Annotated in this window: 14 protein-coding genes; 5 read left to right on the top strand and 9 right to left on the bottom strand. The window is 70.5% G+C overall.

The annotated features are described in order from the left end of the window. Positions 1 to 21: 21 nt before the first annotated feature. A complete protein-coding gene (locus OHA88_RS35160) occupies positions 22 to 957 on the top strand; it encodes a pseudouridine synthase (protein ID WP_328628472.1) in 936 nt (311 codons plus the stop codon). A gap of 12 nt (positions 958 to 969) precedes the next feature. Here the strand turns inward: OHA88_RS35160 and OHA88_RS35155 are convergent, their stop codons facing one another. From OHA88_RS35155 to OHA88_RS35140, 4 genes are all read right to left on the bottom strand, one after another. Beyond that, on the bottom strand, positions 970 to 1599 hold the full coding sequence (locus tag OHA88_RS35155; protein ID WP_328628471.1) for an MBL fold metallo-hydrolase: 630 nt from the start codon (positions 1597 to 1599) through the stop codon (positions 970 to 972). Next, complete coding sequence (locus OHA88_RS35150; protein ID WP_267006032.1) at positions 1599 to 2684, bottom strand: S-(hydroxymethyl)mycothiol dehydrogenase; 1086 nt, start codon at positions 2682 to 2684, stop codon at positions 1599 to 1601. Before OHA88_RS35150 ends, OHA88_RS35155 begins: the two co-directional genes overlap by 1 nt. Before the next feature lie 171 nt (positions 2685 to 2855). Continuing rightward, positions 2856 to 4499: an amidohydrolase gene (locus OHA88_RS35145; protein ID WP_328628470.1), complete on the bottom strand. Its 1644-nt coding sequence runs from the start codon at positions 4497 to 4499 to the stop codon at positions 2856 to 2858. A 45-nt stretch (positions 4500 to 4544) separates the two neighbouring features. Continuing rightward, the gene (locus OHA88_RS35140) at positions 4545 to 6098 is read right to left on the bottom strand and encodes an APC family permease (protein ID WP_443044318.1); all 1554 of its coding nucleotides are present in this window, start codon (positions 6096 to 6098) and stop codon (positions 4545 to 4547) included. Between the two features lie 52 nt (positions 6099 to 6150). Between OHA88_RS35140 and OHA88_RS35135 the strand changes: the two genes are divergently transcribed. Then, entirely contained in the window at positions 6151 to 6879 is a 729-nt protein-coding gene (locus tag OHA88_RS35135) for a TetR/AcrR family transcriptional regulator (RefSeq protein ID WP_328628468.1), read from the top strand. A gap of 58 nt (positions 6880 to 6937) precedes the next feature. Here OHA88_RS35135 and OHA88_RS35130 read toward each other — a convergent pair whose 3' ends face one another. Next, positions 6938 to 7639 (bottom strand): FadR/GntR family transcriptional regulator, encoded by a 702-nt coding sequence (locus OHA88_RS35130; protein ID WP_328628467.1) that lies wholly within the window; start codon positions 7637 to 7639, stop codon positions 6938 to 6940. Positions 7640 to 7783: 144 nt separating this feature from the next. Here OHA88_RS35130 and OHA88_RS35125 point away from each other — a divergent pair, with 144 nt between their 5' ends. Beyond that, the gene (locus tag OHA88_RS35125; protein ID WP_328628466.1) at positions 7784 to 8293 is read left to right on the top strand and encodes a gluconokinase; all 510 of its coding nucleotides are present in this window, start codon (positions 7784 to 7786) and stop codon (positions 8291 to 8293) included. Between the two features lie 11 nt (positions 8294 to 8304). Further along, positions 8305 to 9702 (top strand): GntT/GntP/DsdX family permease, encoded by a 1398-nt coding sequence (locus OHA88_RS35120; protein WP_030968391.1) that lies wholly within the window; start codon positions 8305 to 8307, stop codon positions 9700 to 9702. On the opposite strand, the gene OHA88_RS35115 is transcribed toward OHA88_RS35120, so the two are convergent. From OHA88_RS35115 to OHA88_RS35100, 4 genes are all read right to left on the bottom strand, one after another. Beyond that, positions 9699 to 10334, bottom strand: a complete 636-nt coding sequence (locus OHA88_RS35115; RefSeq protein ID WP_328628465.1) for a cytochrome b/b6 domain-containing protein — start codon at positions 10332 to 10334, stop codon at positions 9699 to 9701. The genes OHA88_RS35120 and OHA88_RS35115 overlap by 4 nt on opposite strands. A 13-nt stretch (positions 10335 to 10347) precedes the next feature. After that, positions 10348 to 11013 (bottom strand): molybdopterin-dependent oxidoreductase, encoded by a 666-nt coding sequence (locus tag OHA88_RS35110; RefSeq protein ID WP_326608413.1) that lies wholly within the window; start codon positions 11011 to 11013, stop codon positions 10348 to 10350. Between the two features lie 137 nt (positions 11014 to 11150). After that, positions 11151 to 12713, bottom strand: coding sequence for an APC family permease (locus OHA88_RS35105; protein WP_328628464.1), 1563 nt, complete (start codon positions 12711 to 12713; stop codon positions 11151 to 11153). Positions 12714 to 12800: 87 nt separating this feature from the next. Next, positions 12801 to 13760 (bottom strand): hypothetical protein, encoded by a 960-nt coding sequence (locus OHA88_RS35100; RefSeq protein ID WP_328628463.1) that lies wholly within the window; start codon positions 13758 to 13760, stop codon positions 12801 to 12803. 239 nt (positions 13761 to 13999) lie between these two features. Between OHA88_RS35100 and OHA88_RS35095 the strand changes: the two genes are divergently transcribed. After that, positions 14000 to 14470, top strand: coding sequence for an ASCH domain-containing protein (locus tag OHA88_RS35095; protein WP_328628462.1), 471 nt, complete (start codon positions 14000 to 14002; stop codon positions 14468 to 14470). The last annotated feature ends 5 nt before the right edge of the window (positions 14471 to 14475 follow it).

Raw genomic sequence — 14475 nt, 5'->3', positions numbered from 1 at the left:
TGAACAGGCAGGGCCTGCGCGATGAGAGGCCGCGCGAAGCCTCCGTCGGCGCCGCTGCCGCAGCGGGACGGGATCGATCCGGTCCGGGTGCGGCTCCCGGAGGATCCGGACGGTGAGTGGGCGACGGTCCGCGATCATCTGCTGGCGCGGTTCGCCGGTGCGATCGGGGCGGACCGGGTGGACGCCATGTTCGCCGAGGGCCGGTTCGTCTCGGTGCAGGGGCCCGTGGCCCCCGACGAGCCGTACACGGCAGGCCGTTTCCTCTGGTTCCACCGGGACTTCGCACCCGAGGAGCCGGTGCCGTTCCCGGTCGGTGTGGTGTACCGCGACGCCCGGCTCGTCATTGCCGACAAGCCGCACTTCCTTGCCACGACACCGCGCGGCCGGCACATCACCGAGACGGCCGTGGCGCGGCTCCGCCGGGAGCTGGGGCTGCCGTCGCTGCAGCCCGCGCACCGGCTGGACCGGCTGACCGCGGGCCTGGTGCTCTTCGTCGTACGGTCCGAGGACCGCGGTGCGTACCAGACGCTGTTCCGGGACAAGCTGGTGCGCAAGGAGTACGAGGCGGTGGCACCGTACGACCCCTCGATCGCCTTCCCCCGTACGGTACGGAGCCGGATCGTCAAGGAGCGCGGGGTGATCGCCGCCCGGGAGGAGCCGGGCGAGGCGAACAGCGAGAGCCGGATCGAACTGCTGGAGCACCGGGAAGGGCTCGGCCGATACCGGTTGCTGCCCGCCACCGGCCGGACCCACCAGCTGCGGGTGCACATGAACGGTCTGGGGCTGCCGCTCGTCCACGATCCGGTCTATCCGGTGGTCGAACCGGAGGGTGCGGCGGACGACTGGACGCGTCCGCTGCAACTCCTGGCCCGGGTACTGGAGTTCACCGATCCGGTCACGGGCGAGCCGCGCCGCTTCGAGAGCGGGCTGCGGCTGTCGGCGTGGCCGGACCGGTGAGACCCGGCGCGGTCAGTGGCCCCGGGCGATCCACTCGTCCAGGTGGGGTGCCTCCGCGCCGATCGTGGTGGAGTCGCCGTGTCCGGTACGGACGGTGGTCTCCGCCGGCAGCGCGAGCAGCCGGTCCCTGATCGACTCGACGATCGTCGGGAAGTGCGAGAAGGACCGTCCGGTGGCGCCGGGGCCGCCCTGGAAGAGCGTGTCCCCGGTGAAGACGGTGGCCAGCTCGGGGGCGTACAGACAGACCGCACCCGGGGCATGACCGGGCGTGTGCAGGACCTGGAGGGTGGTCCCGGCGATCTCCAGCTCCTGGCCCTCGGCCAGTTCGGCATCGGGGGTGCGGTGCGGGTGGGTCTGCTTCCACAGCGGCAGATCGTCGGGGTGCAGCAGGATCGGTGCACCGGTGGCGTCGGCGAGGTCCGGTGCCGCGTCGATGTGGTCGTTGTGCGCGTGCGTGCAGACGATGGCCCGCAGCGTACGGCCGGCCAGCGCGGCCTCGATGGCAGCGGCGTCATGGGCGGCGTCGATGACGATCGCCTCGGTGTCGTCGCCGACGATCCAGACGTTGTTGTCGACGTCCCACTCGCCGCCGTCGAGGGCGAACGTGCCGGACGTGACTAGGTGGTCGATGCGGGCGGTCATCAGAAGACCACCACCGAGCGCAGCACGTCGCCGCCGTGCATCCGGGTGAAGGCCTGCTCGATGTCGCCGAGTCCGATGGTCTCGGTGACGAACGCGCCGAGATCGATCCGGCCCTGCTGGTGCAGGTCGATGAGCATCGGGAAGTCGCGCGAGGGCAGGCAGTCGCCGTACCAGGAGGACTTGAGCGAGCCGCCGCGGCCGAACACGTCGATCATCGGAAGTTCGAGCTGCAACTCCGGTGTGGGGACGCCGACCAGGACGACGGTGCCGGCGAGGTCGCGGGCGTAGAACGCCTGCTTGTACGTCTCCGGGCGGCCGACCGCCTCGATGACGACGTCGGCGCCGTTGCCGCCGGTCAGGGAGCGGATCGCCTCGACCGGGTCGGTGGAGCGGGAGTTGACGGTGTGCGTGGCACCCATCTTCTTCGCCATGTCCAGCTTGCGGTCGTCGATGTCCACCGCGATGATCTTCGCCGCGCCGGCCAGCCGCGCGCCGACGACGGCCGCGTCGCCGACGCCACCGCAGCCGATGACGGCGACCGAGTCGCCGCGGCCGACCTCGCCGGTGTTGATGGCGGCGCCGATGCCCGCCATGACGCCGCAGCCGAGCAGCCCGGCGACGGCCGGGGAGACCTCGGGGTCGACCTTGGTGCACTGACCGGCGGCGACCAGGGTCTTCTCCGCGAACGCACCGATGCCGAGTGCGGGCGACAGCTCGGTGCCGTCCAGCAGCGTCATCTTCTGGCCGGCGTTGTGGGTGTTGAAGCAGTACCAGGGGCGGCCGCGCAGACACGCCCGGCACTGCCCGCAGACCGCACGCCAGTTGAGGATGACGAAGTCGCCGGGAGCGACATCCGTGACGCCGTCGCCGACGGACTCCACGACGCCCGCGGCCTCATGGCCGAGCAGGAACGGGAATTCGTCGTTGATGCCGCCCTGCTTGTAGTGCAGGTCGGTGTGGCAGACGCCGCACGCCTGGATCTTCACGACGGCCTCGCCGGGGCCGGGGTCCGGGATCACGATCGTCTCGACCCGTACCGGCTCGTTCTTCCCCGGTGCGATGACCCCTTGTACCTGCTGCGCCATACCGCGGTCTCCCTTTTCGTGACGGTCCGGGCTTCTGTGACGTGCGACCGATGCCCGGTGATCGAACGCGAACAACCGTACGCGGTGGGTGGGTGTCACGGCAGCGGTGGCGCGGTGGCGCGCGGCAGGGCGGCCCCACCGGAGGTTCCTCGGGGCCGCCCTGCCGGTGTGTCAGGCCTCCGTGTCGTGGACCCGGCGTCCGCCGACGTATGTCTGGAGTACCCGGGTGGCGCCGATCTCCTCGGGCGGGCCCGCGTACACGTCACGGTCCAGGACCACCAGGTCGGCGAGGGCTCCGGCACGGATGGAACCGGTGTCGTCCAGGTGGTTCACATGGGCCGAGCCTGCCGTGTACGCCGCGATGGCGGCCGTGAGCCCGATGCGCTCCCCGGGCAGGAAGACCGGACCCTCGCCGTCCGGGGCGATCCGGTTGACCGCGGTGTGGATGCCGTGCAGCGGTTCGGCACTGCTGACCGGCCAGTCGCTGCCCGCGGCAACGGTTGCGCCGGACCGCAGCAGCGCGCCGAAGGGGTACTGCAGCGCGGCGCGTTCGTCGCCGAGAAAGGGGATGGTCAGCTCGTCCATCTGCGGTTCATGGGCGGCCCACAGCGGCTGGATGTTGGCTGTGGCACCGAGCTCGCGGAACCGGGGGATGTCGTCGGGGTGGACGATCTGGAGGTGGGCGAGGTGGGGCCGGGTGTCGGTGCGGCCATTGGCGGTGCGGGCGGCCTCGACGGCGTCGAGTGCCTCGCGCACGGCGCGGTCACCGAGGGCGTGGAAGTGGGTCTGGAAGCCGAGGGCGTCCAGTTGGGTGACGTACCGGCACAGCTCGACGGGGTCGACGAAACTGGTGCCGCTGTTGGCGGTGGCGCAGCCGCAGGCGTCGAGGTACGGGGTGAGCAGGGCGGCGGTGCCCGTCTCGGCGACCCCGTCCTGCATGATCTTCACCGAGCCGGCCCGGAACCGTCCGCCTGTCAGCTCCTTCCGCCTGGCGACGAGTTCGGGTATCTGCTCGGCGCCGCGCTCTCGGTCCCACCAGAGGGCGCCGACGACACGGGCGGTGAGCGATCCGTCGCGGGCTGCGGTCAGATAGGCGTCGGAGGCATCGTCCATCGAGCCGTAGACGCCGACGATGGCGTCCTGCCAGGCGGTGATCCCGTACGAGTGGAGGAGGCGCTGGGCGCGGAGCAGGGCGGTGAGCCGGTCGGCGGGCGTGGAGCGCGGGGTGTGCTGGGCGACCAGGTCCATGGCGCCCTCCTGGAGGAGTCCGGTGGGCTCGCCCCGGTCGTCGCGTTCGATGCGGCCGTCGGCCGGGTCGGGGGTGTCGCGGGTGATGCCGGCGAGCGTCAGGGCGCGGGTGTTGACCCAGGCGCCGTGGTGGTCGCGGTTGACCAGGAAGACGGGGCGGTCGGGTACGACGGTGTCGAGCCGGTCCCGGGTCGGGCTGCCGCCGTCGAAGGCCTCCATGGACCAGCCGCCGCCGGTGATCCACTCCTGGTCCGGATGGCTGTCGGCGTAGGCCCGTACCGCGGCGAGGGTGTCCGCCGCCGTACGGGACTCCGTCAGGTTGCACTGCGCGAGTTCGAGGCCGGCGGTGACCGGGTGGATGTGCGCGTCCTGGAAGCCGGGAACGAGCAGTCGGCCGGAGAGATCGACGACTTCGGTCCTCGGACCGATCAGTTCACGCACCTCGTCGTGGCCGACGGCGGTGATGCGGTCGCCGGTGACGGCCACCGTGGTGGCGCGGCTGCGGGCCGGGTCCATGGTGAGGACGGGGCCGCCGGTGAGGACGAGATCGGCGGGGGTGTGGTGCATGGGTGGTTCCGTTTCCGTGGGAGTCGTGGGGTGGCGTGCTCGGGATCAGGCCGCTTCGGTGACCGCGGGTTCGGCAGGGGCGAGGGAGCGGCCAGTGACGAAATACGGGGACTTCCTTACCCACTTGGCCCAGGCCGCCGCACCCACGCCGGTCAACAGCATGGCCGCCGGGCAGAAGAGCATGAACCAGCCGTTGTCCGGGCTGATCTCGAAGTGGTCGGCGGAGGTGTAGAAGGACCAGCAGAGATAGCCGCCGAGGCCGAGCAGCGCGACGGCGCTGAGCACCGGGAGTACGACGGCACGCAGCGCCTCGGACGGGCTTTCGCGCAGCAGGCCGCGGAAGCGGGCGGCGGCGGCCAGCGCGGTGAGCGCGTAGTAGACCGAGACGACGACGCCGATCGCGTTGACGGAGGCCAGGATCAGGTCGCCGACCTTCGGGATCACCAGGGACAGGACCGCGACGGCGGCGGCGACACAGCCGATCGCGACCGTTCCGGCCGCCGGTGTGCCGAACCGCGGGCTGACCTTCGTCCAGAGCGGACCGAGCGTACGGTCCCGGCTCATCGCGAACATGCCGCGCACGGTCGGGATCACACCGGACTGGAGGGAGGCCACGGCGGAGAAGGTGAGGGCGATCAGCGGGAGCGCGGCGAGCGGCTGGTCGGCGAGCCGGTCGCCGAAGTAGGTGAGCCCCTGCGCGCCGTGACCGGTCAACTCGTCCAGCGAGAGAACGCGTTGGAAGGCGAAGGAGCCGAGGAGGAAGAGGCCGAGCATGGTGAAGAGGGTGATCAGCCCGGCCCTGGAGGCGTCCTGCGGGTCGCGGACCTCCTCGTTGACGCTGAACGAGGACTCGAATCCCCAGTAACAGAAGACCGAGAGGAGAAGCCCCTGGGCGAGCTGCTGCCCGGAGGGGATGGTGAACGGGTTGATCCAGTCCAGGCTGAACGGGTGCGGGCCGACGACCAGTCCGTACCCGCAGAACCCGAGCAGTACGACGTACTCGAAGACGAGCAGGTACTTCTGCAGATTGGCGGCGGACCGGATGCCGGTGATCGCGGTGAAGGTGACGGCGATCAGGACGGCGATGCCGAGGGCGGTCGACTGGGCGGTGGAGTCCGGGTCGAGGTGGAGCCCGGCGAGGGTGTGCAGCCCGCCCTCGTCCGCGAGTTGGAGCAGGGCGGATCCGGTGACCGTCGTGGTGTACGAGAGGAAGACGACCGTGGAGACGATGCCGATCCAGCCGACGAGGAAGCCGAGCCAGGGGCTGAGGGAGCGGCCGACCCAGACGTAGCCGCTGCCCATGTTCGGCTCGACCCTGTTGAGCCGGGAGTAGGCGCTCGCGATGCCCAGGATGGGCAGGAATCCGAGCAGCATGATGATCGGCAGATGGAGGCCGACGGCGCCCGCGGTGACGCCGAGACCGATGCCGATGCTCGTGGTTGCGGCGGTGGAGGACGCGGCGATGGCGAATCCGTCGACGACGCCGAGGCTCTTCCTGAGGGACGCGGCTCCTGGTGGGTCGCTGCCGTAGGGGGTGGGTGAGTCCGTCACGGTGGCTCCTTCGCCGAGGGGCGCTCTTCGGCCCCGATGGCGGCACATCGAACTCCTCGGGGGTTCCGCACGTCAACGCTGTTGTCATAAGGTGCGCCGCATGAGTGCGAGCGAGCGGGTGGTGGCGGAGGGGGCGCGGCGCCGCAGGCGTCCCACCAAGCAGGGCACGGTGCTGTCGGAACAGCTGATCGTGGAGACGGCGCTGCGGCTGATCGGCGAGCACGGGGCGGCGGCACTCACCGTGCGCCGGCTCGGCGCCGCCCTGGGGTGCGATCCGAGCGCGATCTACCGGTACTTCCGGGACACGGACGAGCTGCTGCTCGCGGTGGCCGACGAGCTGATCGGCCGTACGCTGTCCGGCTGGCGGGCGACCGGTGACTGGCGGGCCGACCTGCGTGACCTGGGGTTGCGCATGCATGCCGACTATCTGGCTCATCCGCAGGCGGCCATGCTGACGTGTGCCCGGGTCACCGGCCGTACCCACGAGATCCAGGCGGTGGAGACCATCCTCGGGATTCTGCGCGGGGCGGGCTTCCCGGACGGCGAAGCGGTGCGGATCTACCACGTGTTCGTCGACCAGACGCTGTCGTTCGCAGCGCTGGACGCGTCGACGCTGGTGCTGTCGGAGCGGGCCCGCGCGCTGGAGGTGCAGACGTGGCCGCAGACGTACGCACGACTGGAGCGGACCACGCATCCGCACATCGCGGCGACCGCGTCGGTACTGGTGGCGGAGATGGGCCGCAGCGGCTATCCGGCGGCGCTGGAGATGATGCTCGCGGCGGCGGCGGCGCGGCTGCAGCATGTGACAGCGAGCCCGTCCGGCGCCTGAGGCCGGGCCTCAGGCGCGGTGGACGGCCGGCTCGTGCACAGCACCTCGGTGAACGGCCTCAGGGCGCGAGGACGTCCAGCTCGTGCAGGGCGCCCACGGCGATCTCCTTCGTCAGCCGCTCCGACTCGACCGCATCGCCCTCCCGCACCGCCTCCGCGAGCCGTACGTGGAGTGTGACCGCCGCCGGGTCGGGGTCCTCGAACATCACCTGGTGGTGGGTGCGCCCCGCCAGGACCTCGGCGACGACGTCACCGAGCCGCGCGAACATCTCGTTCCCGGAGGCGTTGAGCACGATCCGGTGGAACGCGATGTCGTGTTCCAGATAGCGCTCCAGCTGCTGACCGCGTGAGGTCGCGACCATCCCGAGCGCGCATTCGGTGAGGGCCGCGCACTGGTCCGGCGTGGCGTGCCGGGCCGCGAGCCCCGCCGCGACCGGTTCGATCGCCGAGCGCAGCACGGTCAGGGAGCGCAGCTGGCGCGGCCGGTCGGCGCCCGCCAGTCGCCACCGGATGACCTGCGGATCGTAGACGTTCCAGGCCTCGGTCGGCCGCACGGTCACACCGACCCGGCGCCGGGACTCGACCAGGTGCATGGACTCCAGGACGCGGACCACTTCGCGTACGACCGTGCGGGAGACGTCGAAGCGCTGGGCGAGCTCGTCGGTGCGCAGCACCTGGCCCGGCGGGCAGTCACCCGCGGCGATCTCCAGGCCCAGGGTGTCCAGCACGTGTGTATGCAGCCCGGGGCCCTGTGTGGTCATGGACACAGCCTACGGGGCGCCCTTGAGGAACAAAAAGTACGACGTTTATGTCACAGCATCTTGAATAAGTCGTACGTATAGGTTTCAGTAGCGCGACGGACCGATGTCGAGGAAGACGTCGACGGAGACAGCGAGGCACCACCAATGAGCACCCCCCACGTCGTCGTGGTGATGGGCGTAGCAGGGACCGGCAAGACCACGATCGGCCCCCTGCTCGCAGCCGAACTCGGCGTTCCGTACGCCGAGGGCGACGACTTCCATCCCGCGGCGAACATCGCCAAGATGTCGGCCGGCACCCCGCTGGACGACTCCGACCGGTGGCCCTGGCTCGATGCGATCGGGCAGTGGGCGCACGGCCGGGCCGAACTCGGCGGCGTCGTCAGCAGTTCGGCGCTGAAGCGGGTCTACCGCGACCGGCTGCGGGCCGAGGCCCCCGGGGTCGTCTTCCTCCATCTGACCGGCGACCGCGCCCTCATCGAGGAGCGGATGGCTGAGCGCAAGGGCCACTTCATGCCGACCGCACTGCTCGATTCGCAGTTCGCCACCCTGCAGCCGCTGCAGGACGACGAGGCCGGCGTCGCCGTCGATGTGTCCGGCACCCCCGAAGAAATCACCCAGCGAGCCGTCGCCGCGTTGCGCCGGCTCGAAGTCTAAGGATCATCACCGTGACCAGTCTCAGCGTCGAGATGCTGGCAGCGGACGCCGTCGAACCCATAACTTCGGCCGGTAACGCGCAGCTGGGCATCGCCGTTCTGGCGGGCATCGCCGTCATCGTTCTGCTCATCACCAAGTTCAAGTTGCATGCCTTCCTGGCGCTGACCATCGGATCACTCGCGCTCGGCTCCTTCGCCGGCGCCGCCCCCGCCAAGACGATCGCCAGCTTCACCGCCGGCCTCGGCTCCACGGTCGCGGGTGTCGGCGTCCTGATCGCGCTCGGCGCCATTCTGGGCAAGCTGCTCGCCGACTCCGGCGGCGCGGACCAGATCGTCGACACGATCCTCGCGAAGGCGAGCGGGCGGGCCATGCCGTGGGCCATGGTGCTGATCGCCTCGATCATCGGTCTGCCGCTCTTCTTCGAAGTCGGCATCGTGCTTCTGATCCCGGTGGTGCTGCTCGTCGCCAAGCGCGGCAACTACTCCCTGATGCGCATCGGTATCCCGGCGCTCGCCGGTCTCTCCGTGATGCACGGGCTGATCCCGCCGCACCCCGGCCCGCTGGTCGCGATCGACGCCCTCGGCGCCAACCTCGGTGTGACGCTGGCGCTCGGTGTGCTGGTCGCCATCCCGACGGTGATCATCGCGGGCCCGGTCTTCTCCCGGTACGCCGCCCGCTGGGTGGACATCAAGGCGCCGGAGAAGATGATCCCGCAGCGCCCGTCCGAGGAACTGGAGCACCGGCCCAGCTTCGGCGCCACGCTGGCGACCATCCTGCTGCCCGTCGTGCTGATGCTGGCCAAGGCCCTCGTCGACATCGTCGTGGACAACCCGGAGAACCACGTCCAGCGGGTCACCGATGTGATCGGCTCGCCGCTGATCGCTCTTCTCGCGGCCGTCATAGTCGGCATGTTCACGCTGGGCCGGGCCGCCGGTTTCACCAAGGCGCGGCTCTCCACCACCGTCGAGAAGTCCCTCGCCCCGATCGCGGGTGTGCTGCTGATCGTCGGTGCGGGCGGTGGCTTCAAGCAGACCCTCATCGACGCCGGTGTGGGCCAGATGATCCTGGACTTCTCCAAGGACTGGTCGATCCCGGCGCTCCTGCTGGGCTGGCTGATCGCCGTCGCGATCCGGCTCGCGACCGGCTCGGCGACCGTGGCCACCATCTCTGCGGCCGGTCTGGTCGCCCCGCTCGCCGCGGACATGTCGACGTCGCACGCGGCGCTGCTGGTCCTCGCCGTCGGTGCGGGCTCCCTCTTCTTCAGCCACGTCAACGACGCCGGTTTCTGGCTGGTGAAGGAGTACTTCGGGATGAGCGTCGGCCAGACGGTGAAGACCTGGTCGGTGATGGAGACCATCATCTCCGTGGTCTCGCTGGCCTTCATCCTGCTGCTGTCGCTGATCCTCTAGCCGGACAGCCCCTGGCGACGCGCCGGATCATCGTCCGGCCCGTCGTCGGACTCCCCCCACAGCGGGTGTTCGGTCCGCGCCCAATGGCGCTCGACCGACCCGGTGCGCATGCCACGGCGTGCCTCCGGGTCGGCGAGCGCCATCGCCATGTGCCCGGCCAGCACGATCCCGATCGCGAGCGCCAGCCAGTCGTGCACGAAGGTGGCGCCGGTACGCCACATCAGCGGGGCGAGACCGGTGAACCACATCAGCACCCCGGTGCCGATCATGACCAGCACTGCGCCGGCGATCCAGGCCGCGTACAGCTTCTGACCCGCGTTGAACTTCCCGGCCGGGCGGGACCCGGGCCGGTGGTCACGGCGGCGTACCGCCCGTAGCCACACCCGGTCGTGCGGCCCGAACCGGTTGAGCCGGGACAGGTCGGCGCGCAGCGCCCGGGAGATGAGACCGGCGAGCAGCGGTACGGGGATCAGCAGCCCGGACCATTGGTGCACGGTCACCACGAGATGACGGCGGCCGACCAGTTCGGCGAGCTGGGGTACGTACAGGCAGGCCGCGGTCGCCACGCACACCAGCATCAGCCAGGCCGTGCTGCGGTGCACCCAGCGCTCCGCACTGCTGAAGCGGTGCATCCGCCCGGCGGGCTCAGCCGGTGGGGTCGTCGTCGCGGCCGTTGGACCGCCCGACCCAGGCATCGACGTCATATCCGAGTTCCTCCCAGTAGCCGGGCTTCACGGAGTCGGTGACGGTGATCCCGGAGAGCCATTTCGCCGACTTGTAGAAGTACATCGGGGCGACATAGAGGCGGACCGGACCGCCGTGCGAGTGGGCCACCGGCTTGTCCTGCATGCGCAGGGCGACCAGCACATCGGGGCGCCGTGCCTGGTCGAGGGTGAGGCTCTCGCTGTACGTACCGTCGAAGCAGGTGAAACGGATCGCCTTCGCTCCGGGCCGCACCCCGGCCGCGTCCAGCAGCGCGGAGAGCCGGACACCCTCGAACGGGGTCTCGGGGACCCGCCAGCCGGTGACGCACTGGACGTCGCGGACCAGCCTGGTCTGTGGCAGGGCACGGAGCCGGTCCAGGGTGTACGTGGCGGGCCGGTCGACGAGGCCGTCGACCGTCAGCCGGTAGTCGGCGGCGCTCTTCCTCGGTACGGACGAGGCGACGGAGTAGTAGCGGAAGCCGCCGCCGTTGGGCAGCAGCCCGGTCAGGCCGGTGGGGTCCTTGTCGGCGACCGCGCCGAGCCCGGATTCCATCACCCGCTGGAGGGCGGGCGCCGCCACGACTGCGGCGGCGCCGGCCCCGAGCATGGTCAGGACCAGGCGGCGGCCGACGGGTGTGCCTTCGGCATCGGGAGGGCGACTGTTCACCGGACCATTCGAGCACCCGCAGCCGCCCGTCACCAGGGGCTGCGGGTGTCCGTCACACTTCGGTAAGGCGACCGGGCTCAGTGCTGGACCGAACCGCTCTCGGCCGCCTTCTCCAACTGGAACGCCTCGTTGCCCAGGCCGATCCTGGCGTGCACCTCCGGCTTCGCGGATCGCAGGACCGCGCCGTACACCAGGCCGATGACGAGCGCGGCGACGACAACGCCGGGCAGCACCCAGTTGAGCACCGAGCCCGGGCCCGAGCCGACCAGCACGTCGAAGTCCCGGACCGTGAAGACGGCGATCGCCAGCATCGCCACCCCGGCCAGGCCGGAGGCGATCAGCCGCGGCAGCTGCGCCCGGCCCGCGCCGCGCTTCACGAAGAACGCGATCACGGCGAAGGACGCCGCGGCCATCAGCAGGATGACGCCGAGCGCGCCGACATTGCCCATCCAGGTGAACAGGTGCAGCACGGGGGCGGTCGGGTCACCGACCGGGTTGTCGTCGGTGAACGCGAAGGCCAGCACGATGACCAGGGATACGACGGTCTGCAGGAGCGAGCCGGTGGCGGGTGCGCCGCTGGACTTGTTGGTACGGCCGAAGGCGGCGGGCAGCAGGCTCTCGCGTCCCATCGCGAATGCGTAGCGGGCGACGACGTTGTGGAAGCTGAGCAGCGCGGCGAACATGCCGGTGACGAAGAGCACGTGCAGTACATCGGTGAAGGTCGTGCCGAGCCGGTCCTCGGTGAGACCGAACAGCAGCGCAGGCCCCTCCTTGAGGGAGCTGTCCGCGATGAACCCGGGGCCCGCGGCGACGGTCAGCGCCCAGGAGCTGAGCGCGAGGAACAGCGCGGCATAGCCGACGGCGAGGAACATCACCCGGGAGACGACGATCTGCGGGCGGCTGGTCTCCTCCGCGTACACCGGGGCCTGCTCGAAGCCGACGAACGCGGCGATGCAGAAGCAGAGCGCGGTGCCGAGTCCGGCGCCGGTGAGGGTGTCGGGGTTGAAGGCGTGCATGGACAGGCCCTCAGGTCCCGGCTTGGAGACGGCTGCGATGTCGAAGATCACGACGAGGGCGCATTCGACGACCAGCAGCACGCCGAGGACCTTGGCGTTGAGGTCGATCTTCAGCCAGCCGAGGACACCGACGACCAGTACGGCGACGACAGCCGGTATCCACCAGGCAACGTCCGTCTCCAGGTACGTGGAGAAGAGCCCGGAGACCTCGAAGCCGAGGATGCCGTAGATACCGACCTGCATGGCGCTGTACGCGACGAGGGCGACGAGCGAGGCCCCGGCGCCCGCGGTCGGGCCGAGCCCACGGGCGATGTACGCGTAGAAGGCACCGGCGTTGTGGACGTGCCGGCTCATCTCCGCGTAGCCGACGCTGAACAGCATCAGGACGATGCCGAGGATGACGTACAGCAGGGGCTGGCCCACGATGCCCATCACGCCGAAGACGGTGGGCATCACCCCGGCGACGACCATCAGGGGGGCGCTTGCGGCGAGCACCGAGAGCAGCAGCCCAGGGGTGCCGAGCCGGTCCGCACGCAGGGCCCGCTCCTCACCCTTGTAGGTGCTGATGCCGCCCGTATCGCCGGTCACGCCGGTCTCACTCGTTCTCGAACTGCCCGTCGACATGGCGGGGGTGGTCCCTTCGTTGAGGAGAATCAGGGGAGAAACACTGGGAGTTGCACAGCAGCGGGTGGATCTGCGGCGGGTGGCTCCTCAAGGCGTACCGAGCGCGGTACCGCGCGCCGTGAGGAAGGCCTGGTACGGGTCCCGGCCCGAGTACGACCAGGGGGCGGCCGTCACGTGGGGCCCGATACGGAGGAAGAGGGCGGCTGCCTCGGCCGGCCTGCCCTCGCAGACCTTGGCGTGGGCCAGGAAGTTGAGGTCGGCGCGGTTGCGCGGGTGGTCCTCGCGCTCCCATTCCAGCCACCAGTCGAACGCGGCCTTCATCACCTGCCGGGCCCGCCGCCCCGACCAGTGCCCGGAGCGCACCGGGTCGTCGGACTCGCTGCCCGCGGCGACCAGGACGCGGTAGCGCTCGGCGTGCGCGACGACGGGGAGGACGGCGAGCGGCGAATCGGCTGGGGCCTGTTCGGCGGCCCAGGCGGCGAAGTCGTAGACCTCGTGCAGCGGGTCCTGGCCGCTGTCGGGGTGGTTCTCGGCGAGCCGGGCCGTCATCAGATGATGCGCGTGGTGGTGGTCGGGGTGGCGGATGCGTACCGCGTCGAAGAGCTTCCCGGCCTCCTCCTGCGTGCCGTGCACACGGGCCAGCATCAGCTGTCCCAGCCAGGGCGTGGGGTCGTCGGGGGCCAGTCGCGCGGCGCGCAGGCAGGCCTCGCGGGCCGCCTCGGGCGTGTCCTTGCCGTGCAGGGCTCGGACCACGGTGGCGCAGGCCAGCAGGGTGGCGGCGTCCGCGCTGTCGGGTTCGGCGAGCAGCCAGTCGCGGGCCCAGCCGACGGCGGACGGAGTCTCGGCAAGGGCGACGACGCGATGGCTGCGGCGGTCCCAGTCGCTGCCGGTCCCGACCAGCAGGGAGCGGGCCCTGGTCCACCGTCCCTGGGTGAACTGCCCTCGTACCTCGATGAGTTCGGTGTCGTCGAGCGCCGGGTCGAAGAGATGGCCGGAGCGTCCGCCCCGTCTTCGGGAGCGGCCCAGGGGAGGCGGGGGCGGGGACACCGCTGGCTTCCTTTGCGAAACGGGTACGCGCAGGTACGGGCTGGAAAAGGACGGCGGTGAGAGCTGGGGTGAGAGCGGTGGTGCGCGGGCATTCCTGATCGCGCACAGCCAAGCGGTAGGCAAGGCTCCACGTCAAGAGTTGACCTTGATCAACTGCATTCATTTGCAGAAGAGTTGGCCGGAACCCGGCATTCATGAGCCCTCATCACGTACGTGACGGGGCATGCCAGACTTGCGCCATGCCGAACCGTGAGCCTCTCAAGCCCTTTCTTCTCGCCTTCCCCGGCCCGCTGCGCGATCAGCTGGTGAGGGCGGTGCTCTCGGGCGCGAAGGTGTCGACGACGGGGCTGCTGGCGGAGTACGAGGCGGAGAAGGAGGAGCTGCCTCCGGTGGGCGAGCGGTCGGCGGTGATCGACTCGGCCGGCCGGGAGGTCGCGGTGGTGGAGGTGACCGAGGTACGGATCCTGCGGCTCGGCGACATCGATCTCCAGCACGCGATCGACGAGGGCGAGGGCGACACCTCGGTGGCCGCATGGCGCGCGAGCCATGAGCGGTTCTGGCAGGGCGAGGAGATGCGGGAGGCGCTCGGCGACCCGGAGTTCACGGTCGACGACGAGACACTGGTCGTCGCCGAACGGTTCCGGGTCGTCGAGTTGCTCGTTCCGGTCGTCGGGGCGGAGGACCGGCCGACCCACGGTACGCAGGACTGACCTCC

It is taken from the genome of Streptomyces sp. NBC_00353 (genome assembly GCF_036108815.1).
In the GTDB taxonomy this organism is placed as follows: Bacteria; Actinomycetota; Actinomycetes; order Streptomycetales; family Streptomycetaceae; genus Streptomyces.
This window is presented reverse-complemented; position numbering and strand designations above follow the sequence as displayed.